The organism is Streptomyces chilikensis (assembly GCF_001642695.1).
Taxonomy (GTDB): Bacteria; Actinomycetota; Actinomycetes; order Streptomycetales; family Streptomycetaceae; genus Streptomyces; species Streptomyces chilikensis.
The window spans coordinates 1-26,092 of the sequence record NZ_LWCC02000048.1 but is presented as its reverse complement, the minus strand read 5'-3'; the positions used below and the strand labels follow the sequence as shown (position 1 = coordinate 26,092).

The window sequence follows — 26,092 nt, the reverse complement described above, 5'->3', positions numbered from 1 at the left end:
ATTAGGACAAGAGTCGACTGGAAGCCCGGGGCGAGTCGCCTGGCCGGTCTGGTGGTTGCGATTGTCCGGATGTCAACATGGCGGCATGTCATCTGCACTGCCGAAGGCCGCCCGGCGCGGGCTGGCCGACGAAGCCGCCGACCTGGTGCGCGCCGCGATCTTCTCGGGTCACTTCCCGCCCGGAGCCCCACTGCGCGAAGTGGAGTTGGCCGAACGCCTCGGGGTCAGCCGTGGCTCGGTCCGGGAAGGACTGGCCCGGCTGGAGCATGAGGGGTTGGTGCGTGGCGGCTGGCACCGCGGCACCACCGTCATCAGGGTGACGGCCGAGGACGCGCAGGAGGTCTACGCGCTGCGGGCCGCGTTGGACCGCCTGGCCGCGACCACCGCGCGGCGAGCCGCGACCGCGGAGCAGCTGTCCGCGCTGGATCGGCTGGTGGCCGAGATGGCGGCCGAGATCGCCGAGGGCGGTGACGCCCCCCGGCTGGTGGCGCTGGACATCGCCTTCCACGACCAGATCTACGCCGCGGCCGGGAACGGCAGGCTCACCTCCGCCTGGGAGGCGATCCGCTCTCAGGTGCACCTGTTCCAGCTGCGCCGCGTCGACGTGGCCTACGACCACTACCGCGCACGCGTGGTCGACGAGCATCGCGAGCTGGCCGCTCTTCTGCGCTCCGGCGACATCCGGACGCTGGCCCGCCGGGCCGAAGAGCATGTGGAATCCGCACGGCGCAGTCTGCTGGCCGGTCTGCCGACCGCACCGTGACGTCAAGCACCACGTCAGGCACCGAGGCGTCCGGCCGTACCTGAGCGTGCCCCGTACGCGCCAGGCAGCCGGAAAGCGGCGAGTGGCTGTGGGTGGGCTCCGGTTCCGGTTCCTCACCGCGTCGCACCGGCTCGGATCTCCCGGCGCAGGGCGGGACCGGCCAGGCAGACGCATGCCAAGACAGTGCTGAGGAGTCGCGGCGCTTCACCAGTCGCGGCGCTTCACCTGCGACGGGTGGGAAGCACTCGGCCTGTGCCGCCCTCGGAGAGCGAGGCCGTCGTCGACCCGGACAGGGGTGTGACTGTCCAGGGTGTGCTGTTCCCAGGGTAAGCGCACCCTCCCTCGCCCCTACGGCAGTGCGTCGCGCCGCTCTAGCCTCGACGTATGGACAGAGAGAAGGAGCTCGTCGACAACACGCTGGGGGGTTTTCTCCGGGCGCGGCGCGCCCGCCTGCGCCCCTGCGACGTGGGGATTCCCACCTCCGGTCGTCGCAGGGTGCCCGGTCTGCGACGTGAGGAGGTGGCCGCCCTCGCGGGGGTGGGTTCCGACTACTACACGCGTCTCGAACAGGGCCGCGAGCGGCATCCGTCCCGGCAGATCCTCGAGGCCGTGGGGCGGGCACTGCAGCTGGACGGCGAAGCGATGGCCCACCTGCACCGCGTGGCCGGCCCGACCACCCGCCGGACACGCCGAGCACCGCGCGTGGAACGAGTCGCCCCGCACCTCAGGCGTCTCCTCGACACGTGGCGTGACACGCCTGCCTTCGTCATGAGCCCCGTACTGGACATCCTGGCCCGTAACCGGCTCGCGAGCGTTCTTCACGCCGACTTCACTCACAGTGACAACCTGTTGCGCATGACGTTCCTGGACCCGGTCGCGCGGCGGTTTCACCGGGACTGGGACCGTGCGGCCGAGTCGACGGTGGCCACATTGCGCCGTGCGGCCGGCATCGATCCCGAGGATCCGCGGCTGAACCAGGTCGTAGGCGAGCTGTCCCTGAAAAGCGCGGACTTCTCCACGCTGTGGGCGCGGCATGACGTGCGCGCCAAGACGCGGGAGGCGAAACGCTTCCACCATGCTCAGGTCGGTGACCTGGAACTGCACTTCGAGTCCTTCACCGTCAACAGCGCCCCGACGCAGCAGCTCGTCGTCTACCAGGCCGAACCAGGCACGGCGTCCGCCGACGCACTGTCCCTGCTCGGCTCCCTCAGTGCCGGCGCAGTGGCCGAGGAGCCGGCGGCCGGCGCCGCGCTCGACTGAGTCGCCGCCGTTCGGGCCGGGTCCACCGGCCAGGCCCACACGTGAGGGACGAAGGGCGGGCCGGCCTCTCCGTTAGGTTGGAACAATGAGCGACACCACTCCCTTGGGAAACTTTCTGAGAGCACGGCGCGAAGCCCTCAAGCCGCAGGACGTGGGGCTTCCGGAGCACGGGCGCCGGCGGGTGCCGGGGCTGCGCCGTGAGGAGGTCGCCATGCTCGCCGGGGTGAGCGCCGACTACTACATGCGCCTGGAACAGGGACGGGAGTCCAGCCCGTCCCCGCAGGTGATCGACGCGGTCGCCGCCGCCCTGCGCCTCAGTGACGAGGCGCACGACCATCTGCGCAGGCTCACCGGGGCGCCCCAGGAACGTCGCGGTGTTCCGGCCGGCGACGACAGGGTCCACCCCCACCTTCTGCGGCTGATCGACGGCTGGCCCGACACCCCCGCCTTTGTCCTGGGCCCGGCCCTGGACATCCTGGCGCGCAATGCGCTCGCCGCGGCCCTGCACAGCGGATTCCAACGGTTCGACAACCTGGCTCGCATGGTCTTCCTCGACCCGGCGGGACGTGCCTTCTACAGGGACTGGGACGACTCCGCCCACTCGTGCGTGGCCGAACTGCGTGCGGCCTTCGGACACGACCCCGAGTCCCCGCGGATCACCGAGGTCGTCGACACGCTCCGCGGGAGGAGTCCCGAGTTCGCCGGGCTGTGGGCACGGCACGAGGTCAGGAGCAAGACGCAGCAGGAGAAGTACCTGTCGCATCCCGAGGTGGGTGCTCTGGAGATCCAGTTCTCGGCCTTCACTGTCGGGGGAGCCCCGCATCAGCAGCTGGTCGTCTACCAGGCAGAGCCGGCGAGCGCCACCGCGGCCGCCTTCGCCGTGCTCCGGTCCGGTGCCGGCGAAGAGGCGTCGGTAGAGGTGGTGCGCGAGGTTTCGCTGTCGTCCGGCAACAGCTGACTGCTGAGTGGCCCCTCGTGTGAAAGGGCCCTGGACGAGAGGGAGGGCTCGCCGGCCGGCGACGAGCCCTCGCTGTGGCATCGGAACGTGTTCGGGCCTGTGAGGGCAACCGTGCCTTGTACCGTCGGCCGCCCGCTCCTGGAGTCGGCCCGAGAACCGACGGCCCCTCGGGAGTCCAGGATCAGGTCCCTCAGCCGCGCGACCCCGTACCTTCCCGCCGGACGCGCTGATCGCCCTCACGGTAGAGCACCAGATGCTCGTGGAAGAGAACGCCGTCACGAACGTCCCCCGTGGCGGTGAAACCTGTGTCGTCGACGTAGTCGATGTGGTTGCCGCTGACGGTGTACCGGCCGGTGTAGGCACTCCGGCGCCGTCCGCGGGCCTCGTCGTAGCGGCCGTTCGGCAGTAGTTCCTGGCGGATGAATCCGTCCGCGGTCACCCACATCCCGACGTACGGGTGCGGAGCGCGAGGCGTGTCGTTGCTGGTCATGGCTTCACTCTCGGCCCCATGACGGAACGTGGCCAGGCCGCCGCGTCCCCGGGTACGGGCTTCCTGGGAGCCGTGCACCCATGATCGCGGAACGGAGCGGGAGTGACGTGCCGGGGCGGACAGATTCCCCGGACGCTCTGCGCCGGGCCTGTGCCGTGCCCGTCATCTCCCTGCCGGCCATGGTGCCGGCCCCTTCCGCTCTCCTCCGGCCGGGCATGGGTGGGTGCCGTGCACCCGGGTGCACGGCGGCCTGGTTCCGCTTGTCCGGCCGGACGAACCTGGTGGTCATGCGGCTGCCGTGACGCCGAGCAGCCGCGACCCGCCCGTGAGGAAGCCCGCGTCGTTCGCCGGGCGGACCGAAGAGCCGAACCCCTGAGGAAAACGATGACCACCAACGACACCCACGCCCACACCGGCGCCCTGAGCTGGCACCCGGAGGCGCTCGACGAGATCCTCTCGAACGACGGGGGCCGCCCCGTCCTGTTCACCAACGCCCGGATCGTGACGATGGACCCGCTGATCGGGACCATGACCGGTGCCGACATCCTGTTCGTCGGCGACCTGATCGTCGGCGTCGGCCCCGGCATCATCACCGCGGCACAGGACGACAACGCCATCGTCGTCGACTGCACGGGCACGACCATCGTCCCCGCCGTCGTGGACACCGTCGCCCTGGCCGGCGGCCGCGGCCGGCGCTCGGAGTACGTCGCGACGCTGACGCCCGGCAACAACACCGACTTCCTGGTGGTACCCGACGAACTCGCCGCCGACGTGCCGAGCGCGGTGGCCACCCTCGTGTCCCACCCGGAGCAGGTCCGCGCACTGGTCGCGGCCGGCCGTCCCGTCCGGTGGTCGGGCACCGAAATCTCCGGCGGGCCCACAACCCCCCAGGCCGGCATCCCCGCCGCTCCGGACCTGACCGGCAGCCCACGGCTCGGCGTCTGGATCGACCGGCAGGACTTCCTGCACCAGGAACTCACCGCGGACGGCCGCTACGACGAGACCCGGGGCGGCCGCCCCCACGCCTACCAGGGGCGGTTCTGGATCGACGGCGACCGCATCGACTACCTGGACGACCTCGGCTTCTGGGCCTACGGAGAGTTCAGGGGCGACGAGCTGCACCACGCCGGCTACGTCATGAAGCTGGGCTGAACCGCCCGGCCGGCAACGGCCGAGCCGCCCGCACACACGGCGACAACACCGGGTCCGGACCGTGCCTCCGCAGCCTTTCGGTCCTGGACGCACGACGCCCGGGTGAACGGCGCCCTGGCTGCCGGGGCCGGCCCCGCCAGAACCGGAAACCGGGCTGCCGGGCGTTCCCGGCAGCCCTCCCCCTCCCCGAAGTACTGAAAGCAGCTTTTCCATGACCCACGTCAACGGCACCGCCGCCACGGCCGCCCTCGAACAGCTCCGCCGTCGCCCCGCGGACGAACGGCGCATCCTGTTCACCGGCGCGACCATCGTCACCATGGACGCCGACCTCGGTGTCCTGCCCAACGCCGACCTGCTCGTCGAGGGCGACACCATCACCGCCGTCGGTCCCGGTCTCGAGGCCGGTGACGCCGTGGTCGTCGACGCCACCGGCACCGTCCTCAGCCCCGGCTTCGTCGACACCCACCGGCACGCCTGGGAGGCCCAGCTGCGCCGGATCATGCCGGACGTCGACGACCTCGGCGCCTACGTCATGTCCACCCTGGCCGGCTACGCCACCGTCTACCGGCCCCAGGACATGTACACCGGCACCAGGCTGGCCGCCCTCACCGCGATCGACAGCGGCATCACGACCATGCTCGACTTCTCCCACAACTCCCGCACCCCCGAACACTCCGACGCCGCCGTCGAGGCTCTCCGCGACACCGGCATCCGCGGTGTGCACGCCTCCATGGGCCCGCACTTCGGTGACTGGGACAAGCAGTGGCCCGGCGACCTGACACGCCTCAGGGAGAAGTACTTCAACAGTGACGACCAACTGCTGACCCTGCGCCTGGCGACGCTCGCCACCGACGAGATCGCCGGCCCGGCCCTCGCCTACGGCCCCGAACTCGCCCGCGTCGCCAAGGACCTGGGCATCGGGGTGAGCGTGGACGCGGTCTTCGGCACAGCCTCCTCCGAGGTGATCCTGAACTGGGCGAAGGACGGCATCCTCGGCAGCAACGTCACCCTCATCCACGCCACCGGACTGACCCCCGAAGCATGGAAGGCGATGGGGGAAAGCGGCACCACCGTGGCCCTCGCCCCCACCTCCGACGCCCAGATCGGCCTGGAGACCGCGATCCCCGCCGTCGACGAGGCTTTGTCCGTCGGCATCCGTCCCGGGCTCAGCATCGACGTCGAAGTCGCCCTGGCCAGCGACATGTTCACCCAGATGCGGGCCCTGCACGCCATCCAGCGGATGCGGGCCGTCAACGCCGCCCACGGCACCGGCCGGCAGCCGGTCCGCATCACCACCCACGACGTCCTGGACTTCGCCACCCTCCAGGGCGCCCGCACCAACGGCCTCGCCGGCGTCACCGGCTCACTCACCCCCGGCAAGAAGGCCGACCTGCTGGTCATCCAGGCCGAGGACCTCAACAACATGCCGCTCAACGACCCGATCGGCACCCTCGTACTGGGCTCTGACGCCCGCAATATCAGCACCGTCCTCATCAACGGCGAGCCCCGCAAGTGGGACGGACAGGTCCTCGACGTCGACCTGCCCGCCCTGCGCAGCGAGGTCCACGCCTCGCGCGAGTACGTGCTGAACACCCACGCAGCCTGATCATCCCGTCACCGCCCCCGGCCGGCCCCTCGCCGGCCGGGGGCGACCCGGTCCCCGGCGCCTGCCATCGGCCGGTCATGCCGCACACGGGGCCACCAGACGTTCTTTCGGAGTCCCATGTCCCACCCCACCAGTGCACTCGATCACACAACCGGGAGCGGAACGCCCGGTCGGCCACCAGGCTGGGCCCCGGCCGCCAGGACCACAGCACTGCTCACCACGCTGGGCATGCTGATGGTCGGTCAGATGTACACCGTCCTGGCACTGCTGTACCCCATGGCCACCGAGTTCGGCACCACACCCGGTCAGGTCACGTGGACGGCGACGGCATTCGGTTTCGCCTACGCAGCCGGGTTCCTCTTCGCCGGCCCGCTCTGCGACCGTTACGGACCACGCGCCGTGATCACCGTGGGGCTCACGGCCGCCACGGCGTCCACCGCGGCGGTCAGCGCGGTCTCCGACCTTCCCACCGCCGTCGTGCTGCGCAGCCTGCAGGGACTGACCGCCGCGACCTTCGCCCCTGCCGCGCTCTCCTACGTCGTCCGGCACATCGCGCCTCGACACCGCGGCACCTCCCTCACCTGCGTCACCAGTGGCATGCTCGCCGCCGCCGTCGTTGTTCAGGTCGGCGCGCAGGCTGTTGCGGCCGGAATCGGCTGGCGTGCGGTCTTCTGGATCAGTGCCGTGCTGATGGCCCTGAACCTGTTCCCGGTGCGCCGGGTCCTGCGACCCACTCCGCGTGGAGGCACCGACGGCGGACTGCTGCAGGCGTTCGCGGCGATGCCGCGGCTGTTGCGACAGCCGCGGCTGGGCGCCCTGTGCCTGTCCACCGTCGCCCTGATGACGGCTTTCGTCTCCCTCTACACGGCGGTGGCCATCGCGGGCCCACCGACCGTCACCGGCGATGCCACCGCGATCCTCGCCCTGCGGGCCAGCGCGCTCCCCGCCCTGATCGCCGTACCCCTGCTGGTCCCCGTGCTCGGGCGGCTGCCCGCGCCCCTGCGCGCGGCCCTCGCCTTCACTCTGGCCTCTCTCACCGTCGCCACCGGTTCCTTCCTCGGCGGTAACACGGCGCTGCTCGCCCTGGCCCTGCTGCTGTTCGTGGCCGCCGTCGCGGTAGCGGCGCCCGCGGTCGTCGAGACCATCAACGCCAACGCCCCGCAGGCACGTGGTGCGGCGGTCGCCCTCTACGGGTGCAGCATGTTCATCGGCGCCAGCCTGGGCCCACAGCTCGCCGGTGCGCTCACGGGGCTGGGCTTCGACGGCATTCTGCTCGTCGTCGCCGGGGTGCTCCTTCTGGGCGCCTCCCTGATCCTGCCGGCCATGCGCCACCCCACCCCGTGACCCCCGCCGCCGGCCCGGCACGCAGCGCGTTTCGGCCCCCGCAAGGCCCTCCCCCGACAGCCGTACGCCGACCGCTGCTCCCCCGCCGTGCCACGGGCCCGCCCGCGAGAGCCGGAACCGCCGCCGGCCGAACGCCCCGGGCTCGGCAGCGGAGTCCGTCCGGTGCGGATGCCGGCCATCGAGGCGCATCGGACGGAGCAGAAGCGTTGTCCGGGCGGTCAGCGGAAACGGTCTGCCGAGGCGGGCAGCGGACCTGCCCGCCGCTGGGGACGGTGGCTCAGGGAAGCCGCAGGGACGCCAACGTCACGAGCAGACGGTGTCGTTCGCCGGGACCGTCCCGTCGAGCAGATACGCGTCGACCAGCTCGGTCAGGCAGTCGTTGACGGCGTAGGTGCCGTGCCCCTCGCCGTCCACGGTGAGGTGGACGCCGACCTTCTCTCCCAGTTCGTCCGCCATCTTCTTGGCACCCTCGTAGGGAGTGGCCGGATCACCGGTGTTGCCGATGACGAGGACTGGGTTCGCGCCGTCGGCCGACACCTCGACGGTGGATGCGTGGCCGTCAGCGGGCCAGCCGGTGCACTGGAGCAGCCCCCAGGCCATCCAGTCGCCGAACACCGAAGATGCCGTGCGGAATCGGGGCAGGTGGCGGTGTACGTCCTCAAGGGTGAAGCGGTCCTTGTAGTCCGCGCAGTTCACCGCGGTGTTGGCTGCGTTGATGTTGGCGTATCCGTCGTCGTCGATCCGTTCGTTGAGGAGGTCGGAGAGCAGCAGCAGTGCGCTGCCGTCGCCGTCCATGGCGGCGGCCAGTCCGCCCCTGAGCAGCAGCCAGCTCTCCTGGTCGTAGAGGGCGGCGGCGATGCCGTTGAGGGCGTGGCTCTGAGTCAGGGGACGCCCGAACTCCGTGGGCAGGGGGTCGGTGTCCAGGCGCTCGAGCAGCGCGATGATGTCCTTCTCGCCCTGCTGCGGGTTCGTGCCTTCGAAGAAGCAGGAGTCCTGCCGTGCGCAGTCCTCCAGGAAGTTGCGCAGTGCGCCCTGGAACCCCTTCGCCTGGCCGAGGGCACCGTGCAGGGCGTCCTCGGTGGGGTCGACCACGGCGTCGAAGACGAAGCGCCCGACACGCTTCGGGAAGAGATGTGCGTAGACGCCGCCGAGCTGTGTGCCGTAGGAGATGCCGAAGTAGTTGAGTTTCTCGTCGCCCAGGACGTGGCGCATCAGGTCGAGGTCACGTGCGGCCTCCTGGGTGCCGACGTGATCCAGCACCGCGCCCGACTCGCTCTGGCAGGCTCGGGCGAACGCGCGTACCCCACGCTCGCGGGCCTTCTCCTCCGTGGCGTCGTCAGGGGTGGCGTCCGCGGCCAGCCAGGCGTCCATGGCCTTCGTGTCCAGGCAGTGCACGCCGGCACTGTCCCCGACCCCGCGAGGGTCGAAACTGACCAGGTCATAGCGCTTGTGAAGCGTCATGTACTCGTCGCCGGCGGCGAGGGGGAGGGTGAGCACCCCGGAGCCGCCGGGGCCGCCGAAGTTGAAGACCAGGGACCCGAGGCGCTTCTCGCCGGAGTCCGGGGACGCCTTCGCCCGGATCAGGGCCAGATCGATGGTTTCGCCGTCGGGGTCCGCGTAGTCCAGCGGAGCCTTCATGGTGCTGCACTGCCACGTCGTTCCGTCCGGCAGCTTCTCGGGCCTGTCTCCGCCGCCCTGAGCCGTGGACGGAGCGGAGCACGTGCTCCACTTCAGTTCCTGCTCGCTGAGAGCGGTGGGCACCGCGGGTATCGCGGCATCGCCGCGAGCGTCGTCGGCGGTCTCGGGGTTGCAGGCTGTCACCGCGGTGGCCGCCAGCACGGCGAGCGACGCCAGGGCGACAGCGGTCCGGGACATGCGAGGTTGTGCGGGCATGCTTGTGCCGGTCTCCAGTTGGTGTGGGTGATACGGGCGCAGTGGACGGCCGCTCACACGAAGTCGTGGTGGTGGGCGTACCGGTCGGTGCGTGTGCCCTGGAAGGACCTGATCCCCCCGGAGGCTCGACGCGACGACGCGATCCATGTGCCGATCCTTTCGCGCTGAACGTGCCGCCCCGTCGCCCGCCGGAAGGATCGTCGCCTAGTCCGCGGGACATAGAGCGGTGGCGCGACCGCAGGGCCGGCACCGCGTGACCCCTTGAACCCCGCGGTGTCGGGGAGGGCGACGCCCGGCCATACACTTGCGCCAATGGGGAAAGGACGTCGGGTCAGGCCACTGCCGGTACTGTTCATGGGAGCGCAACTGCTGCTGTGGTTCAGCGTCGTTGCGTCTTCGAAGGAGCCGCCGGACACCGTTGAGTGGATCACCGCCTTCTGTGCCACGGCGCTCGCTGTGGTGGCGCTCGATCGGCGTCACCGGGCACCGCTCGCCGCCCTGGGCGTCATCGTCGCGGTGTCCGTGGTGGGACAGATCCTGGCGCCACCCGACCTGCTGGGCCTGGTACCGGGGCTGGCGGTCATGGTGGCGCTGTTCACCGTCACCGTTCTGTGCAGCTGGCCCGTCGGCCTGGGCGCGACCGCGGCTGTCGCCGTCGTCCAGCTCCTGCAGGCGGCCGCACGGCACGGCGTCGGCGGTCTTCTCCTCTCCGACTGGCTCACTGGTGTCGGCCCTTTTCTGCTGGTGTCCGCTCTCGGCACCGGCCGCCGGCACTGGCTGCGGGAACGGCAGGCCACGGCGGAGCGGCTGGCCGGTGCCGAGCAGCAGCAGGCGCAGGCCGCCGAGGCGGAACGGGAACGGCTGGCCGGTGAGTTGCACGACATCAGCGCGCACCACCTCACCTCCGTCGTGGTATCCGTCGAGGCCGCCCGCAGGCTCGGTGACAGCAGGCCCGACCTGGCCGCGGAGGCACTCGCGTTCGCGCGCCGCACCGCACGGGAGACCCAGTCCGCACTGCGGCGTCTCGTAGCGGTCATGCAGGTGGACGACCCACCGGCTCCCCAGGCGATGACCGCTCCGATCGAGACGCTGATCGCCGGATTCGGCAGGCTGGGCCGCCCCGTCTCCGTCTCCCTGCCCGCTGATCTCACCGGACCCGCGGCGGAAGCGGCCCACGGCATCATCCGGGAGGCCCTGACCAACGCCCTTCGCTACGCGCCGGGCGCCGCGGTCAGCGTGCGGGTGCAACGGGCCGGGGACACTTTGCATCTGACCGTCGACAACGGCAGGCCGCCCGGCGGCACGGACACCGGCACGGCGGGGATCGGCTCCGGCCGGGGGGTGGAAGGAATGCATCGGCGTGCCGCCGTCCTCGGCGGGAGGCTGTCCGCGGGACCCCGCCCCGACGGAGGCTGGCGCGTACACGCCGTGCTCCCCGACGCCGCGTCCGGCCCTCGGCCGAGCCCAGGGCGTCGGCGCGACTTTCCTCGCGAACAGCGGATCGCGGACAGGGCGATCTTCGGCTCGGCCGCCGCGGTGGCGTCGGGCGTCGCCCTGACGAAGGCGGAGGACGCCGGCTACGGGGCCGGCACATGCCTGCTGCTCGTGTCGGTGCTGACCCTCCACGCACTGCCGTTGCTGTGGCGCCGCCACGCGCCCTGGGCGGTCCTGGCGGTGACCGGGGCCGCCGCCCTCCTGTGGCCGGTTCTGCTCCGCGGTGGTGCGCTGCCGCCGTCCTCCGCGATCTGCTTCCTCGGCGGCGGCATCGTCGCACCGGCCGCGGTCTACGCGGTCGCGGCGTACGGCCGGGTCCTGAGAACCGCGCCCGTGCCCTCCGGCCGACACGTCCCGCTGCCGACGGCGCATCCACTGACATCTCCGGCGGGCTCACGGCTGTCGTTTCTGTCCGTGCCCGCCGCGGTTCTCCCGTCGGCGATCTCCTTCACGTCCGCCTTCGCCGCCGACGGGACGCTGCTCGGAGACCCGGCCGGGCCTTTTCTCGTGCTGTTTCTCGCCTGCTGGACGCTGTTCCTGTCCGGCCTGGGATGCACGGCCGCCTGGGGGGCGGGATGGCTGATGCACAGGCGTCGCAGGCGGGAACTGGGCCGGGAGGACACGGCCCTCACCACTGTGCTGTCGAGCACGAGGGCCATGGTCCACGGCGAACGGCAGCGAGTCGCCGTCGGTCTGCGGGAGACGGTGCTCCGGCAGACGGACCGGATGATCTCCTCGGCTGAGGAGGGCAGCCTGGAGCAGGTGGCCGCGGCTACGCGGGCGACACTGAGCGCCATGCGCCAGTTGCTCGGAAGCCTGGACGCCGGCAGAGCGCCGAAAGCGCCTCGAAGAGCCGTCGTGACGAACACCCCTCGCATGTAGAAGTGTCCGTGCCGACAGGTCGGCGACTGCGTGGCGGCCTCTGGATGCGCACGCCGACCTGGTGGGTCCCGCGCACCGCCTCCATGGGAGGATGCGGCGCAGACAGTGGCCCGGGTGCGGGCGAAGAGAGGAGCAGGACCATCGGTATCCGTGTGCTGGTCGTGGACGATCAGGCGATCGTCCGCGCGGGTTTCGTGGCGATCCTGACGGCCGAAACCGACATGACCGTGGTCGGCGAGGCAGCGGACGGTGACGCGGCTGTGGCGATGTCGGCACAGCTCGCGCCCGACCTGGTGCTCATGGACATCCGCATGCCGGGTATGGACGGACTGACGGCGACCCGGCTGATCACCAGTCACGGCAGCGGCTCCCGGGTTCTCGTGCTCACCACGTTCGACCTCGACGCCTATGTCTACGAAGCTCTGCGCGCCGGGGCCTCCGGCTTTCTGCTCAAGGATTCCGAGCCGGAGGACCTCCTGGCCGCGATACGGGTGGTCGCCTCCGGTGACGGCGTCCTCGCGCCCGCGGTCACGGGGCGTCTGATAGCAGCCTTCGCTCGGGGGGCCTCCTTCGCTCCGGAGATCACAGGGGCGCTGGACAGCCTCACCAGCCGCGAACGCGAGATCCTCGTCCTCGTCGCCACGGGCCTGAGCAACGCGGAGATCGGCGCGCGTCTGGAAGTAGCCGTGGGAACGGTGAAGGTGCACGTGAGCTCAGTGCTCAACAAGCTGGGCCTACGGGATCGTGTGCAGGCGACCATTTTCGCCTACGAGAGTGGGCTGGTCCGCCCGTCGGTGACGCCGGCTCTCTGAGCGGCCCTCCGCTTGCCTGCCACCAGGGCGATCAGAGGGAGAGTTGGCCGCGAAGCCGGCAGTCGCGATCGCGGACCCGCGGTGGACTGCGCCGCCGCTGCCCTGCGCGGGCCGACTCCGCCCAGCCTTCTTCGCCTGCCGTCCAGGACCCCGAAAGCAAGGCCGCCCAGCGCGGAAGGGCCGGGCCCCGGAACAGTCACCGCCGGGTCTTTGTCCGCTCCCCGTGCGCTGCTGCTCGGCAGGTACGACCACGAAGACCACCAGCAGAGCAGGTCACGAAACCCGCACGGGTCGTTCCGTGATCTCACTGCGACGATCCGTGCCGTCGAGACACGGGGTTCGCGGACGGACGAGACGGCGCGTTGCTCCTGCCGGCGATCGACGAGTCGCGCCGCATCAGTCACTGAAGCAACGTGAAGGTCACTCGGACGGCATCCTCCACACGTGATTCCTGGCTTCACCCACCTACACCGCTCCAAGAACACACCTTTACGGAAGCAAACCTCACTGATGGGTGAAGCGACCGGCGCTCCTTGGAGGGCGGCGTTCGACCGTCGGCGACGCGGCCGCCGACCCTGCGATCGATTCCCCAGAAAAGGGATATCGGGCGCGCCGCCGTATCGCGGCATCGTGTGCTCGGATATGTCCCGCAGCCCCGACGCGAGGCTCGATACACGAGGAGGATGGGACCCACCGTGCCTGCACCCACCGTCTGGGAAGGAACCCGCTTGAGGGCGAACGCGCCGTCGCCTTCGTTTTCTTCGGCATCGGCGAGCAGACGAGCGGCAGCAGGGCTCCCGAGGAGCTGACCGCGGCCGCCCGCTTCTGCCGCCCCTTCATGCTGTTGGCGGACGGACCCACGGAGGCGGGAACTACCCGGCTCCAACGGCGGGCAGACGATCCTCCGGCGACTCCGGGGAGACCACACGCTCCGCAGTCGTCGACGCAACGGGCCGATCCGGCGAGCCGCCGTCACTGCCCCGGCGACACCCCCGCGACACCCCCGAGAACGCCACGCCCTTCTCGCCACCCGTCCGGCGAGCATCTTCGCCGACCGCTCTTCGACCGTTCCCAGCACCGGATGGGCGCGAGGTGGCGGCCGACGTGCCCGTGGTTCGGGCACAGGCCACGCCTCTTCCCGCAAGCAAGGCGCCACACAGCGCTCCCCGCACCCGCAAGAGAGTACGAACCATGTCTTTGCCCCCACTGCACATACCGCCGGACGGCGGCTCCCCGGTGTTCCTCGTAGGGGACACCTACACCACCTTGCTCAGCGCCGCTGACACCGGCGGTGAACTGTCCCTGGCAGAGGCCATCGTTCCGGCCGATGCCGGCCCCCCGCCGCACACCCACCATGGCGAGTCCGAGACGTTCGTTCTTCTTGACGGAACACTTCGTGTGACCGTCGGTGACGAGCAGTTCGACGTCGAGCCCGGAGGGGTTGTGTACGTCCCCAAGGGCGTTCGTCACTCCTTCAAGAACACCAGCCCGGGCCACCCCGCCCGCATGTACTTCCTCTATGTGCCTGGCGGCATGGACGGCATGTTCCAGGAGATCGGCCGCCCCGGTGTCCGGGGCCAGGTCGGCCCTCCCCTCGACCCGGCCGATGTGGTCGCCATGGGTGAGGTTGCCGAGAAGTACGGCTACACCCTCGGCTGAACGACCGCCCCTCCGCGACGCCGCCGCAGCCGCCGTACCCGGTGCTTGGGCGGACGTTCACCGGACGCATACCGGTCACCGGCCACGGTGCGCCAAGCTGGCGTCCCGCTGTGTGCAACGCCAGTGCGTTAAGGGTTCGTGCGCCCTGTCGAGAAGGCGGGACCTCTGGTAGTTCGCATGGTGTCGAAGCCTTTGCGAGTGTCCCGGAGGTCCCGTTGCCGCAGAATCCTGTCAGCGTCAGGTCCGGTGCGACAGCCCTCGACGTGTATGCGCCCGGCCATCTGGGCGAGTTGACCGAGATCATCGATCCCGAGCTGATCGGTGCGGTCCTGGAGGACACCGGTGCCCGGCAGCAGCGGCTACGGCTGCTCGACGGAGACTGTGAGGTCGGCGGTCGAGCGGTGAACGGCGGGCCGGGAGGCACCGAGCGTCCTCAGGATTCTCAGCATGCGCACGTTGTCCAAGCCGGTCATGACACTCATGGAGCAGCAGCCGAAGGTGCGGGCCTGCTCCCGGGCGTACTGCGCCAGCGTGGTGCCCAGGCCACGGCTCTGCCACGGGTCCTCGATCATGATGCCGAGTTCGGCGGTGCTGGGCTCGGTCGTGCGGACCAGGTTGGTGGTCGCGATGAGTCGCTGAGGATCGTCCTCCGGGTGGGTGACCCAGGTGAGGCCCAGGTCGGGGCGGGTCAGGTGGTGGAACTCGCCCCGGCGCAGGGAACGCCGGGCGGCCTGGTAGCGCGCGAAGCGCGTCTCGAGCGAGCAGCGGTTGTGCAGCGCGTTCACCGCGTCGAAGTCATCGAGCGTAGCGGGACGGGTGATGGTGCGGGTCCCGGTGTGCGGCAGGCAGGGGCGATGGGGTGCGGTGGTCGTCGGAGCGGGGGCGGGCATAGTGGTCCTCGGCTTGGAGTCAGGGAAGGCGGGGGCAGGGCACGGTGCAGGAGTGCGGCAACCGCCGACAGCCGTTGCGGGGCCACCGACCGGGGCTCGTCACCGTCATTTGCGGTGTCGTCCCCCATGGCAGGATCCCGGCCCCTTGGAAGGGAGTCATTCCCGTGCGGGCCCGGCCGGAGCGGGAGGCTGTCGTCCATGACGAAGCTGACCGTCGAAGCATGGTGCTCAACAGCCGTGTCGGCGACACTGCCGAACGACACGGACTGTTCGGAACACGCGCCCCGCGCCCCGCTCACCGACACGACCTCTCGGTCCGGGGCCGCAGCAGCGTTCCGGACTCAGGGGAACCCCGGACCGTCACAGATCAAGGTTCACCGGACTACGGGAGAGGGACACTCACGCGTCGGGGTCCTGGTGGTAGGCGTGACGGTCGGTGTGTGGGCCTCGGGAGGACGTGAGGAACCGGAGGGCCGACGCGACGAGCACGGTGATCAGAAGGGCGACGCTGAGCAGGAAGGTCCATTCGACCCACGCACCGCCGGACCGCCCCTCCTCGAACGCTGAGAACAGCCGTGCGCCCACGGGGTAGGAGATCATGCAGACGATGACGAGGGGCCAGAAGGACAACACCTTGAGAGGCTTGGTCCATGCGGTGAGGGCAAGGGCCACAACAGCGACCAGGGCGACGAGAACATGCATGCGATCCATGAGCCGATCCTTTCGCGCGGAATCCGCCGCGATCTCGGCCACCAGGAGGAATCGCACCTAGTCCGCGAAGCATAGACCCGCACGAGGGTGCCGCCCTTCCGGCTGCCGCCCTCGTGCGTCAGCGGTCCACGCGGCTCTGTTCCCGGTCGCCCACGGAGGAGGTGTATTCGTCCGGCACACCGGACGCGTACACCTCCTCATGCCACAGACGAGCCGAGACGCGCTCGACCGCAGTCCTGAGATGACGGCGGTAGGTGCTCAGTGACACACCCAGTCGTTCGGCCGCTGCCTGGTGCGTGGCCGTCCCTTCGACGAACGCGGTCACCGCGGCCTGGTGCGGTCCGTGCCCACCTTGCTCCTCGGCCAGCTCGTAGACGGCCTGTTGGAGCACGGCCGCCAGGTCTTCACCGCCTACGGCGGCCACCCGGCTACGCCGCAACGGATTCAGCGCGAGCTCCGACGGCCGCCGCAACGCCCGCAGTCCCGCGTGCACGGCGTCGGCGAACTCCCGCTCGGACAGTACCCCCGTCGGCGTCCGCGCCTCATCCGTGCGGACGAGGCCGGCACCGTTCACCCGATGACAGGGGTCGCGGCCGTCGCCCTCACCCGACACGGAGCGCAGCAGCCCGCGCAGCCAGTCGGAAGCGGGAAAGACCCGCACGTCACGGGCGAACAGACGCTGGGGAACGCCACCGACGTCCCAGCGGTGCTCCGTGGGAAGCAGCCCGTGCCGGCGCAGCGCCCCGTCCCAGACGCCGTCGTCCCGGAGCACGAAGAACACCCAGGCCGGTCCGCCGGTCCGCACGGTCTCCGCGACGAGGCACCGCAGCGACAGCGCCACGGCCGATGAGGCGTCCCGTCGCTCTCGCGGGCCGGCGTGGAAGCGGGCCACCGAGATCCGCTCGTTCGCCCGCAGTGGCCCGTGCCGCCGGACGTGGTCCCAGACGGCGGCGAGCACGGGATCCGCTGTCTCCCCTTCGTACGCCGTCAGCCTCAGCCAGGCCGTGCAGGCTCGGGGTGGGCCGTACGGGACTGGCCGCCGGACCCTGAACGCCTCCGGCTGGTGACGCAGCCAGAACCGTGCGTTCTCCGCGGACTCCGGCCCTTCGCAGTCCGCGATCAGGCCGAGCACGGTGGCCTCGTCCACAGGTCTGCACGCCTCGTCCTCGTGGCTGTCCCGCGCGGTCCACTCATGGGCGGGTGGCAGCGCCGTGATGTCCCGGTACAAGCGGTGCAGGGCTGCCGCAGCGTCCAGGGCGCGGTCGAAAGGCACGGTGCGTATCTGCTCCACCAGGTGGTCGTGCAGGCGCTCGTGCAGAGTGGCGAACCCGTCGGGGTCGTTCCATCTGGCGTCGTGCGCGACCGTGTTGCGTACCGCCTCGTCCAGCCGCAGGCCGCATCCGACGGCCGTCACCCAGGGCTGCGCGCGCAGCCACGCGAACAACCGGGCCGCCGCGCCGGCGCCGAGTTCGGCGCGCAGCAACTCCTCCGTGACGGTCCCCGCCCGGGCGGTCACCTGCAGAGTCCGTCGGTGCTGCTCGGTGGGAAGGCCGCCGACGAGACGGTGGAACAGGACCGCGGTCAGCCGTCGGGAGACGCCCCCGTCCATGGACCACCCTGCTTCCCCACCTGTGCGGGCGGCGGCCGCGACCAGGGACAGAGCCAGGGGATTGCCGCCCGCGAACTCCCGCACGGAGACGTGCAAAGGTGGCGGCACGTCCTGGTCGCCCAGGACCCTCTTGGTCTCCTCCGCACTGAGCGCGGGCAACTTCATCGACCGGGCGCAGGCGGCCCAGCCGGGATCGGTTCTCCAGCCGAGCTGCGGCGGGGTCCTGGACGCCATGACCACGACCGCATCACCCGGCACCTCGGGCAGGAAGCTCTCGCGCAGCCACGCCTCCAGCCCGGTGCACCGCTCCAGGCTGTCGACCAACAGGACGGGTGCGGGATCGTCAAGGACATCACGGAACGCATCCAGGCGACCACAGGCGTCCGCCGGTGTCCTCGCACCGTCCACCCACACCACCGTCCTGCCGGCGGCGGTCGCGTCCCAGGACAGGCGGTGCAGCAGGGCGGACTTACCGATACCGCCGGGCCCGTGCACGAAGAGGACGGGACGGGCTTCGGCTTCTCCCGCCAGCGCCGCTCGGAACGCATCCCGCTCGGCCGCCCTGCCGACGAAGGCCCGGGCACGTGCGGCGGCCACGTGCTCGCCGAGCAGACCGTCACCACAGGAGCCGGCGGGGTCCGTGGCCTTGCTGCCGCTCACTGGTTCGGCTCGGGTAGGGACTGGTCCCGGACTCACCGGAACTCCTCTGCGAAGGGATCGGTCAACCCCTCCAGTCCAACCGTCCCGGTCGTCGGCGAGCTCCGCCTTCGAGGCGAACTCGCGGATCGGCCGACCGGACGAGGTCGCTCTCCTGCTCGTCCTGGAGAACGAGTACGTGCCCCCGGACGCTCCTGCACCGACATCCGGACTGTCCGTGCTCGCGCTGACCCACGGACGAGGGGTACGCCGTCTTCCGGTGTCCCGGCGGGCCGCTGTCGGCCGGCGCGGTCTACCGTGGACCGTCATGAGCGCACTGAACTCGTGGCCGCGCCGCCGTCTGCCCCCCGCCCTGACCGACCTGGCCCTGGGCGTTCTCCTGACAGGCTGGTGCCTGGCCCTGCCCTCCCTGGTCCCTGCGAGCGAGGCCCTGCACAACGCGCCGGGCGGCTGGTGGGTCGCGCTCATCCTGGTCTGCGGTGCGCCCATTACCGTTCATCACCGGTTCCCGCTGGCGAGCCTCGTGGTGGTCGCGGTCACCTGCAGCATCCTCCAGGCGCTGAGTTACGTCCCCCACCTGGTGGGGCCGCAGGGGACCGCGATCAGCCCCACCTACCTGTGCGCCGCGACTGCCCTGTTCCTGACCGCCGTGCGGACCGAGCGCCGCACCGCCGCTCTTGTGGCGCTCCTCCACGTTCCGGCGCTGTCCGTGACGGAAGCCGTGCTGGCGCCCGCGGGTCACTGGCTTGCCGCGGGCACGACCGAGGCGGTGCTGACGGCCGCGGCCTGGTCCCTCGGCCGGCTGGTACGAACGCGGACCGCCATGCAGGATCAGGCGCTGGAGCGCGCCAAGGCGCTGGAGGGTGAACAGCTCGCCAAAGCCCGTGCCGCCGTCATGGAGGAACGCGCGCGCATCGCCCGGGAACTGCATGACATCGTCGCCCACAACGTCAGCCTCATGGTCGTGCAGACCATCGCCGCCGACCGGGTCCAGGCCCGCGACCCGGAGAAGGCCCACGAACTGCACCGCACCATAGAGGAGACCGGCCGGGCCACCGTCGCCGAGCTACGGCAACTGCTGGACGTGCTCCGCACCGACGACGAGGACGACACCGACCCCAGCAAGCAGCCACCGCAGCCCACCATCGACGCCATCCCGGCGCTGCTGGAGTCGGTACGTGCCGCCGGTCTCCAGGTCCACTGCGCCATCAGCGGGGAACCGGTCGACCTGTCGGCCGGCTCGCAACTGGCGGTCTACCGGATCGTGCAGGAAGCCCTCACCAACACGCTCAAGCACGCGGGCCGCACCCGCACCGCCGTCACGCTGACGTGGGAGCACGACCGCCGCAGGCTCTCCTTGAGGATCTGCGACGCGGGCCCCGGCGAGCAGGCCGCGCCTTCACCGGCCCACGTCTTCGACCGGGGGGCGGGGCACGGGCTGGTCGGGATCCGGGAACGGGTCGCGGCCATGGGCGGCACACTGCACACCGGTCACCGGCCCGGAGGCGGTTACTGTGTGCATGCCGCCCTCCCCCTTCCGTCCGTGTACGGCCCGCCCCCGCCGGACGACCGGAGCTCCTGCGTCCTCGCCGAGCCCGTTGGCCACGAGGACGGCACCGGGTCCCACGACGACGAGGCCGGGACCGTCCTCGCTCTCCCGGTCACCTGAGTCAACGCCGCGGCCGGTCCGCGGGTGACAGCAGCGGGGTTCCGGACAGTTCGTGCTCCCACATGATCCGCGTGATCCGGCGTGTCGCCCACGCCAGGTGGCGGCGGTAGGTGCTGAGGGGAAGCCCCAAGCGCCGAGCGGCGGCCGCCTGCGTCGAGGCCCCTTCGACGTAGGCGGCGGTCGCCGCCCGGTAGCCCTTGTCACCACCGCGCTCGAGCGGCAGGCTGCCGATCGCGCTGGTGACCACGTCCTTGAGACCCATGCCGTGCGCCAGGACGAGACGACTGCGCTGGAGCGGGTTGAGCGCCAGCTCACGTGGCCGGCGCAAGGCTCGCAGAGCGGCCTTCACGGCGACGGCGAACTCCTCCTCGCCCAGCACCAGGATCTCCGCCGCCGTGCACGGATCCTTCCCGGAGCGGGCTGGACCAAGAGCGGCGCCGGTGAGCAAGGGAGCGTTCGCCGCACCCCCGAACACCGCGGGCAGGGCACGCCGGTCGCAGGCGAAGAGACGGTGACGGTGACCGTCGACGGTCACCGTGCCGGCCGTCGGCTCCATGGCGTGGTGGCGCAGATGAGAGTCCCAGAAGCCGTCGTCGCGCAGGACGGCGAACGCCCAGGCCAGTCTGTCGTCGCGGATGATCTCCCCCACCATGCGCCCGAGGGACGCGTCCATCACGGGGGAGGGACGGTGATCGCCGTACTCGCCGACGTGGAACCGCGCCAGCGCGATGTGCTCGCCGGCCCGCACCGGACCGTGCTTCCTGGTGTGCGCCCAGGCGGCGGCGACGACCGGGTCCTCCGCCTCCCCTTCGAAGGGCATGAGCCTCAACCACGCCGAACCTCCGACGTCCTCCTCACCAGGTCCGAGGCGTTGCAGAAGGAAGGACTCGGGCTGCTCGCGCAGCCAGTGCGCGGCCATGCGCGCCGACTCCGGTCCCTCCTGGCGGCGTATCCGGCGGATCAGCGTCGCCTCGTGCCCGACCGCGCGGGGCAGCTCTTCGGCCCGGCCGCCCGACGCCCGGCCGTGCGCATCTGCCAGAAAGCGCCCGGAGCGGTGGAGGAACCGCAGGTCCCCCACGGTCTCGAGGACGCGGGAAGCGGGCCCGAGCCTCGTCCGTTCGAGCAGGTGGCCCCGGATCCTCCGGTGCAGTTCTGCGAATCCGGCCGGATCACGCCAGCGTAGATCGGCTCTCAGCGCCTCGCGTACGACGGCGTGGGGGGCCACACCGAGCCGGGTGGTCTGGACGAACGGCTGGTCGCGCAGCCAGAGGAAGAGATCCTCGCCCTGGTCACCGAGGACCGCCCGCAGCAACGCCACCGAAGTGACACGGGCCTGGGCGCACACCTCCAGGGCTGCCTGGTGAGCCTCGTCGAGCGGGGTACCGACGAGGCGGCGCAGCAGAGTGGCGACGGCGTCCTGGCCCAGCGGAGGATCCGCGTGATCGGCACCGCCATCGGTCTCCGTGCGCACCGCCGCCTCCGCGGCCAGGGCGAGAGCCAGGGGGTGCCCTCCGGTGAACTCCAGCAGGGCGTCGTGCAGGTGAGGGAGCACGCCTCGCTGCCGGAGGAACGCCGCTGCGTCGGGCTTGCTCAGACCGCCGAGGGGCAGTACACGCAGCAGCCCCGTCCAGCCCGGGTCGGCCGGCCAGTGAGGGTCAGGCTCGTGGCGGCTCGCCACGACGACCACGGTGCCCCAGGGGAGGCGGGGTAGGCACTCCTCACGCAACCAGCCGTCCAAGGACCGGCAGTGCTCGAAGGAATCGACGAGCAGAACGGCTCCAGGCTCCCGCGTGACGGGACGTACGGCACGCGTGAACGCATCGGCGGTCGCCGGCGTGGTCCGCCCGTCGACCCGTACGACGGTGCGGCCTGCGGCACGGGCCTCCAGCGCGAACCGGCGCAAGAGCATCGACTTGCCCGTGCCCTCCGGACCGTGCAGGTAGAGAACGCAGGCGGCGCCGGATGCTCCGTGCAACGCTGCGCGGAAGAAGTGGAGCTCACGCCTGCGTCCGAGGAATGAACGCTCCCGGACTCGTTCCAACCGCCGGCCCAGGCTGCCGCCGCGCGTGCTCACTCACTCCGCCTCTCCGTCTCGCCCGACGCGCCCGGGCCGCTGACCGCGACAGCGCGGAGCGCGGCCGCGACGGGAGTACTCCGAGAGGAGCATATGCGTCCGTGGATCACCAAGAGCGGCCGCCCACGAGGGGCGGAGAGTTCGTCGCCCCTGCACCCTCGGCGGCCGCCGTTGAGCACAGGTGAGCACATGGCGACCACCGCTTGAGCAGCCGGTGGCGCGCGGGGGTGCCGAGCATGGAACGGACCCGCCACACGAGTACCACCCCCCGCCACACGAGTACCACCCCCATGCCCATGCCCATGCCCATGCCCATGCCCACAACTGCGATGTCCTCCTCCTGCCCCGTCGATGTCGTCCTCTCACTGCGCCGGCAGAAGACAGCCCGTCTGCTGCGCACCATGCGCCCGTACCACGTGCTGCCGGCCCTGTCCCACTCATGGGGTTCCGCACCGGCCTACATGTCGCTGCTGCGCAGGCCCGACGGACTGACCGTCCTCGATGTGTCAGAGGACGGCGGAACGGACCGACTTGAGCAGCGCGTGCGCGTGCTCAGCACGATCTCCTCGGTCGTGGTGCTGGCCCCCCGGGACGTGGACGTGGTCGCCACGCTGCGTGCGGGGGCCGTCAACGTGCTCCCCCGGGACACCCCTCCTAGGGAGTTGGCCGGACGGATCGTCGCCGAACGCAGGTGGATCGATCTCTCTTCGAGGCGTCAACGCCTGCGGGCACCGTCCCGGAGTCGTCCGCAGGTCGTGCCTCACCAGGCTTCTCAGCAGGTGTTGTTGGAACTTCTAAGCCTGCCTTCCCGTGAGTGGTGTTGTCACGATCTGGGTCTGCTGCTCGGCACCGCCGGGGAGCCGGTGAGCAAACGGGCGCTGCAAGCCCGTGTGATGCGTCTGAACGGACGTCTGGCGCCGTACGGGGTCTCTGTCGACGCCGTACACCGGTGGGGCCGGACCAGGTACTCGGGTGTACGCGAGGCCGTGCCGTACGAAGTGCCGCCCGCGCAGTCGCCGTTGCGCCTCTGATCTCGCGCCCCGGATGCGCTGACGACTCGTTCGTGGGAGGCCGTCAGGGAGGAGCAGCCTGTCAGCGGACGGTGGAAGCGTGCCCGACCGGTGTGACCAGGCCGGCGTCGTAGGCCAGGATCACCGCTTGTACCCGGTCACGCAGATGGTACTTCTCCAGGATATGAGCGATGTGTGTCCTGACCGTGTTCTTGCTGACGTCCAACTCCTGAGCGATCTCCTCGTTGGACAGCCCCCGACTCAGCGCACGCAACACGTCGACCTCGCGGGCCGTGAGATGCTCCAGCCGCCTGGACGCGGCCCCGACGGCCGGCTGAGGCAGACGGGCGAAGCGGTCCAGAAGCCGCCGAGTGACACGGGGAGACAGGACCGCGTCACCGGCGGCCACCATCCGTACCGCCTCCACCAGAGACTGTGCGGGCCCGTCCTTGAGCAGGAAACCGACGGCCCCGGCCCTGAGAGCGTCCAGGACGTGCCGATCCAGGTCGAACGTGGTCAACATCACGACCTGGGCTTCCGCACCGGACTCCACGATGCGCCGGGTGGCCTCGACACCGTCCGTGCCGGGCATGCGGACGTCCATCAGGACGACGTCCGGCCGCAGGGCGAGGACCTGCTGAACAGCGGAGTCGCCGTCGGACGCCTCACCGACAACGGCGATGTCCGGTTCGCATTCGAGGATGAGACGGAAACCGGTGCGGATCATCTGCTGGTCGTCGACCAGCAGAACGCGGACGGACTCCATGGAAGAGGCTTCCTTCGTGCGGTGCACCGGCGTGCGGTGCGGGTGAAACGGGCGGCCGACTCGACTGCCGCCCCGAGCGATGCGCCGACGACGAGCATGTGTACCGGCTCTCGATGACGAGAGATCACGATATCTGCACGGGTCTCCGGGACGCGTTGGGTCGATGCGCGCAGCGTGACGCAGCCGACGCGCAGAGACGAGACGGCACGCTGCTCCGGCCTGGCGACTGATCAGACCGGTCCGAGAAGGTTGCTCTAGCAACTGAGGGATCATCTGTCGGAGCACTTTCCCTTCGCCTTACTGCCTTACGTGCCCTACAGCACGCAGTACACAATTACGCAAAAGTGAACGACGATCAACTTCGTGAAGCGTGCCGTCCGGGCAAGGGCCTGCGTTCGCGGGCGGTGCTGACACCGCAAGACCGCCGGTATCGCCGTGGGACACCGTGCCGCCGTGCCACGTCCTCCTGTGATCCGATGGGCTCGCTGCCCCGATCAGGGGCCGAAGGCTCAACGAAGGGAACCACCGTGGCAACCACGCGCTCCGCGCACACCGTCTGGGAAGGCAACCTGCTCGAGGGCAACGGCGTCGTCACCTTCGACTCGTCCGGCATCGGCGAGCAGCCGGTGTCGTGGCCGTCGCGCGCCGAGCAGGCGAACGGCAGGACCAGCCCGGAGGAGCTGATCGCCGCCGCCCACTCCAGCTGCTTCTCCATGGCACTGTCGCACGGCCTGACCGGCGCCGGCACCCCGCCCACCAAGCTCACCACCTCCGCCGACGTCACCTTCCAGCCCGGCGAGGGCATCAAGGGCATCCACCTCACGGTGGAGGGCACCGTCCCCGGCCTCGACAACGACACCTTCGTCGCCGCCGCCGAGGACGCCAAGAAGAACTGCCCGGTCAGCCAGGCCCTGACCGGCACGACCATCACCCTGACCGCGAAGCTGGCCTGAAACAGGGGCGGGGATCGGCCACATGACGCGTCGGGCGGAGCCGGTTCTGCAACGGAACTGCGGTGCAGTCCCCCAGAGGTCTGACTCACGCACCCGCTGAAGACGCGTAGTGGCGATTCGAGGTGGGCAGGCCACGGCGTTGCCACTGGAAGCCGGAGCGGCCTCGCCGGCCTGCCACCCTCATGGGCGGCGGGCCGGCCCCCTTCTTGTCGTCCCTTGTCTGCTCGGCGCAGGGGGGCGTGCCGACTTCCGGCCGTATGCGGGTGCCGAGGTCGTGCAGCGGGCCGCCGGCGGTCATCATGCCTCTACTGGTCAGCAGGGCCGGCTCGCCAGACTTGGCCACGGCGCCGTTCGGCTGCTGGTCGGAGGTGCGGCCGACGGCGAAGCCACTGCTGCGACAACAGTCGATCATGACGACCTTCTGTGGCGCGGCGCACTGTTCCAACAGCTCATCGAAGAAACCGGCGCTAACACCGGTCTCGGCCACCCGGTCGAAGTCGGTGTCCCGGGCGACGACGTAGAACTCGCCGCCGTCTCTGACCCGTCTTACACCGTGCCCCGAGATACACAGCAGGGCCAGTTCGTCCTCGTCGCAGGCCGTAAGAAACTCGCCGATGGCCAGTCGCATGTCATCGGCGGTGAGGTCGGTCTCCGTCTGGCTGGAGATGAAGCTGCCGATATTTCACGGACCCTGCTCTTCAAGCTTTATAGCCTACGACTCCGCTTCTGATGGCCGTCATGGCCGTGTGAGCCCGGCCAAGTGGTCGGCCCCTCGGGCAAAGTAGCAATCGAGATACATGAGCATGTCTCGTCCCGCTGGGAGAAAGACGCACCCCGGTACGGACGGATAAGCGGGTGCGATCGCAAATCAGGCACCCGAGAAAGTTACAGGCACACGGACCGCTCAGGAGCGCCGACCGCATCATGCGCGCCAACGCGTTCGACCTCACGTCGAAGCCGCACCGGAGCGCTCCGGTGCGGCTTCGACGTCTCACGCATCCGGGCAGAGACCCCGCCAGGACGGACCGCGGCGCTTCGCCATATCACCCTCGTATCACACAGCCATCACCAGCTGGGGAGACGCTCTCGGACCAAGAGGCTCCGACCTGCACTTTCGTGCCCACGGGGGACTGGCACAGACGCCCCTGGACGGTCTCTACAACCTGTGCCAGGTGGTGCCGAGGGAGGGTCCCACGATCAGCACCGGAGCGTGTTCCGGCCCGTCGAAGCGGAACTGGAGGGCCGGGGTCTTCGTCTCACTCACGCTCCGAGCCTTTCATCTTTCGCAGAACGCCACATCGCCGGGTCACGCCTCACGCGACGGCCGGACACGTGGTCCGCCCCCGGCGTCACCCGCCCCAAGGTAGCGGGCGCCGGCGTGCCGCCGGCGGGCGTCCGGCCCGGCGGGGCGCCGTGCGCCGGGACGGCGGCCGCGCCCGG

The 26,092-nt window shown here is 70.6% G+C and carries 21 protein-coding genes; 13 read left to right on the top strand and 8 right to left on the bottom strand.

All coding sequences use genetic code 11. The features are described from left to right. Positions 1 to 85: 85 nt before the first annotated feature. From A2U95_RS21750 to A2U95_RS21740, 3 genes are all read left to right on the top strand, one after another. On the top strand, positions 86 to 763 hold the full coding sequence (locus A2U95_RS21750) for a GntR family transcriptional regulator (protein ID WP_061441710.1): 678 nt from the start codon (positions 86 to 88) through the stop codon (positions 761 to 763). A 384-nt stretch (positions 764 to 1,147) separates the two neighbouring features. Continuing rightward, positions 1,148 to 2,023: a helix-turn-helix transcriptional regulator gene (locus A2U95_RS21745; RefSeq protein ID WP_166025869.1), complete on the top strand. Its 876-nt coding sequence runs from the start codon at positions 1,148 to 1,150 to the stop codon at positions 2,021 to 2,023. An 85-nt stretch (positions 2,024 to 2,108) separates the two neighbouring features. Further along, positions 2,109 to 2,981, top strand: a complete 873-nt coding sequence (locus A2U95_RS21740) for a helix-turn-helix transcriptional regulator (RefSeq protein ID WP_166025867.1) — start codon at positions 2,109 to 2,111, stop codon at positions 2,979 to 2,981. Positions 2,982 to 3,171: 190 nt separating this feature from the next. Here the strand turns inward: A2U95_RS21740 and A2U95_RS21735 are convergent, their stop codons facing one another. Next, complete coding sequence (locus A2U95_RS21735) at positions 3,172 to 3,471, bottom strand: Atu4866 domain-containing protein (protein ID WP_061441713.1); 300 nt, start codon at positions 3,469 to 3,471, stop codon at positions 3,172 to 3,174. Positions 3,472 to 3,855: 384 nt separating this feature from the next. Between A2U95_RS21735 and A2U95_RS21730 the strand changes: the two genes are divergently transcribed. The 3 genes from A2U95_RS21730 (at position 3,856) to A2U95_RS21720 (ending at position 7,573) form a co-directional block, all read left to right on the top strand. Then, positions 3,856 to 4,623: an Atu4866 domain-containing protein gene (locus tag A2U95_RS21730; protein WP_085571300.1), complete on the top strand. Its 768-nt coding sequence runs from the start codon at positions 3,856 to 3,858 to the stop codon at positions 4,621 to 4,623. A 211-nt stretch (positions 4,624 to 4,834) separates the two neighbouring features. Further along, positions 4,835 to 6,229 carry an amidohydrolase family protein gene (locus tag A2U95_RS21725; RefSeq protein ID WP_085571299.1) on the top strand — a complete coding sequence of 465 codons (1,395 nt, stop codon included), beginning with the start codon at positions 4,835 to 4,837 and terminating at the stop codon, positions 6,227 to 6,229. 228 nt (positions 6,230 to 6,457) lie between these two features. Continuing rightward, positions 6,458 to 7,573 carry an MFS transporter gene (locus tag A2U95_RS21720; protein ID WP_240957577.1) on the top strand — a complete coding sequence of 372 codons (1,116 nt, stop codon included), beginning with the start codon at positions 6,458 to 6,460 and terminating at the stop codon, positions 7,571 to 7,573. Positions 7,574 to 7,876: 303 nt separating this feature from the next. On the opposite strand, the gene A2U95_RS21715 is transcribed toward A2U95_RS21720, so the two are convergent. Then, complete coding sequence (locus tag A2U95_RS21715) at positions 7,877 to 9,466, bottom strand: alpha/beta hydrolase (protein ID WP_085571297.1); 1,590 nt, start codon at positions 9,464 to 9,466, stop codon at positions 7,877 to 7,879. Between the two features lie 312 nt (positions 9,467 to 9,778). On the opposite strand from A2U95_RS21715, the gene A2U95_RS21710 reads away from it, so the two are divergent. The 3 genes from A2U95_RS21710 (at position 9,779) to A2U95_RS21700 (ending at position 14,313) form a co-directional block, all read left to right on the top strand. Next, entirely contained in the window at positions 9,779 to 11,842 is a 2,064-nt protein-coding gene (locus A2U95_RS21710) for a sensor histidine kinase (protein ID WP_166025863.1), read from the top strand. Positions 11,843 to 11,982: 140 nt separating this feature from the next. Beyond that, positions 11,983 to 12,654 carry a response regulator gene (locus tag A2U95_RS21705; protein ID WP_085571308.1) on the top strand — a complete coding sequence of 224 codons (672 nt, stop codon included), beginning with the start codon at positions 11,983 to 11,985 and terminating at the stop codon, positions 12,652 to 12,654. Positions 12,655 to 13,845: 1,191 nt separating this feature from the next. Beyond that, on the top strand, positions 13,846 to 14,313 hold the full coding sequence (locus tag A2U95_RS21700) for a cupin domain-containing protein (RefSeq protein ID WP_063788357.1): 468 nt from the start codon (positions 13,846 to 13,848) through the stop codon (positions 14,311 to 14,313). Between the two features lie 359 nt (positions 14,314 to 14,672). Here the strand turns inward: A2U95_RS21700 and A2U95_RS21690 are convergent, their stop codons facing one another. The 3 genes from A2U95_RS21690 to A2U95_RS21680 all read right to left on the bottom strand — a co-directional run bounded on the left by A2U95_RS21690 (position 14,673) and on the right by A2U95_RS21680 (position 18,183). Further along, the gene (locus tag A2U95_RS21690; protein ID WP_166025861.1) at positions 14,673 to 15,203 is read right to left on the bottom strand and encodes a GNAT family N-acetyltransferase; all 531 of its coding nucleotides are present in this window, start codon (positions 15,201 to 15,203) and stop codon (positions 14,673 to 14,675) included. Between the two features lie 399 nt (positions 15,204 to 15,602). Further along, entirely contained in the window at positions 15,603 to 15,956 is a 354-nt protein-coding gene (locus A2U95_RS21685) for a hypothetical protein (protein WP_125537126.1), read from the bottom strand. Between the two features lie 76 nt (positions 15,957 to 16,032). Then, the gene (locus A2U95_RS21680; protein WP_085571293.1) at positions 16,033 to 18,183 is read right to left on the bottom strand and encodes an AAA family ATPase; all 2,151 of its coding nucleotides are present in this window, start codon (positions 18,181 to 18,183) and stop codon (positions 16,033 to 16,035) included. A 304-nt stretch (positions 18,184 to 18,487) separates the two neighbouring features. Between A2U95_RS21680 and A2U95_RS21675 the strand changes: the two genes are divergently transcribed. Then, positions 18,488 to 19,849: a sensor histidine kinase gene (locus A2U95_RS21675; protein WP_166025859.1), complete on the top strand. Its 1,362-nt coding sequence runs from the start codon at positions 18,488 to 18,490 to the stop codon at positions 19,847 to 19,849. A gap of 1 nt (position 19,850) precedes the next feature. Here the strand turns inward: A2U95_RS21675 and A2U95_RS21670 are convergent, their stop codons facing one another. Continuing rightward, positions 19,851 to 21,527, bottom strand: a complete 1,677-nt coding sequence (locus A2U95_RS21670) for a hypothetical protein (RefSeq protein WP_240957574.1) — start codon at positions 21,525 to 21,527, stop codon at positions 19,851 to 19,853. Positions 21,528 to 21,596: 69 nt separating this feature from the next. Between A2U95_RS21670 and A2U95_RS32840 the strand changes: the two genes are divergently transcribed. Together A2U95_RS32840 and A2U95_RS21665 are read left to right on the top strand one after the other, a co-directional pair. Then, positions 21,597 to 21,869: a hypothetical protein gene (locus A2U95_RS32840; protein ID WP_240957563.1), complete on the top strand. Its 273-nt coding sequence runs from the start codon at positions 21,597 to 21,599 to the stop codon at positions 21,867 to 21,869. A 350-nt stretch (positions 21,870 to 22,219) separates the two neighbouring features. After that, positions 22,220 to 22,954 (top strand): hypothetical protein, encoded by a 735-nt coding sequence (locus A2U95_RS21665; RefSeq protein WP_166025855.1) that lies wholly within the window; start codon positions 22,220 to 22,222, stop codon positions 22,952 to 22,954. Between the two features lie 61 nt (positions 22,955 to 23,015). On the opposite strand, the gene A2U95_RS21660 is transcribed toward A2U95_RS21665, so the two are convergent. After that, positions 23,016 to 23,699, bottom strand: a complete 684-nt coding sequence (locus A2U95_RS21660) for a response regulator (protein ID WP_166025853.1) — start codon at positions 23,697 to 23,699, stop codon at positions 23,016 to 23,018. Between the two features lie 527 nt (positions 23,700 to 24,226). On the opposite strand from A2U95_RS21660, the gene A2U95_RS21655 reads away from it, so the two are divergent. After that, the gene (locus A2U95_RS21655; protein ID WP_055469927.1) at positions 24,227 to 24,652 is read left to right on the top strand and encodes an OsmC family protein; all 426 of its coding nucleotides are present in this window, start codon (positions 24,227 to 24,229) and stop codon (positions 24,650 to 24,652) included. Between the two features lie 85 nt (positions 24,653 to 24,737). Here the strand turns inward: A2U95_RS21655 and A2U95_RS21650 are convergent, their stop codons facing one another. After that, on the bottom strand, positions 24,738 to 25,319 hold the full coding sequence (locus A2U95_RS21650; RefSeq protein ID WP_277350961.1) for a caspase family protein: 582 nt from the start codon (positions 25,317 to 25,319) through the stop codon (positions 24,738 to 24,740). Positions 25,320 to 26,092: the final 773 nt, after the last annotated feature.

Coding starts and splice junctions, on each gene's coding strand:
- A2U95_RS21735 (WP_061441713.1), bottom strand. CDS start 3,471: ATGACCAGCAACGACACGCCTCGCGCTCCGCACCCGTACGTCGGGATG.
- A2U95_RS21665 (WP_166025855.1), top strand. CDS start 22,220: ATGCCCATGCCCATGCCCATGCCCACAACTGCGATGTCCTCCTCCTGC.
- A2U95_RS21660 (WP_166025853.1), bottom strand. CDS start 23,699: ATGGAGTCCGTCCGCGTTCTGCTGGTCGACGACCAGCAGATGATCCGC.
- A2U95_RS21675 (WP_166025859.1), top strand. CDS start 18,488: ATGAGCGCACTGAACTCGTGGCCGCGCCGCCGTCTGCCCCCCGCCCTG.
- A2U95_RS21710 (WP_166025863.1), top strand. CDS start 9,779: ATGGGGAAAGGACGTCGGGTCAGGCCACTGCCGGTACTGTTCATGGGA.
- A2U95_RS21715 (WP_085571297.1), bottom strand. CDS start 9,466: ATGCCCGCACAACCTCGCATGTCCCGGACCGCTGTCGCCCTGGCGTCG.
- A2U95_RS21700 (WP_063788357.1), top strand. CDS start 13,846: ATGTCTTTGCCCCCACTGCACATACCGCCGGACGGCGGCTCCCCGGTG.
- A2U95_RS21745 (WP_166025869.1), top strand. CDS start 1,148: ATGGACAGAGAGAAGGAGCTCGTCGACAACACGCTGGGGGGTTTTCTC.
- A2U95_RS21740 (WP_166025867.1), top strand. CDS start 2,109: ATGAGCGACACCACTCCCTTGGGAAACTTTCTGAGAGCACGGCGCGAA.
- A2U95_RS21725 (WP_085571299.1), top strand. CDS start 4,835: ATGACCCACGTCAACGGCACCGCCGCCACGGCCGCCCTCGAACAGCTC.
- A2U95_RS21730 (WP_085571300.1), top strand. CDS start 3,856: ATGACCACCAACGACACCCACGCCCACACCGGCGCCCTGAGCTGGCAC.
- A2U95_RS21690 (WP_166025861.1), bottom strand. CDS start 15,203: ATGCCCGCCCCCGCTCCGACGACCACCGCACCCCATCGCCCCTGCCTG.
- A2U95_RS21750 (WP_061441710.1), top strand. CDS start 86: ATGTCATCTGCACTGCCGAAGGCCGCCCGGCGCGGGCTGGCCGACGAA.
- A2U95_RS21720 (WP_240957577.1), top strand. CDS start 6,458: ATGCTGATGGTCGGTCAGATGTACACCGTCCTGGCACTGCTGTACCCC.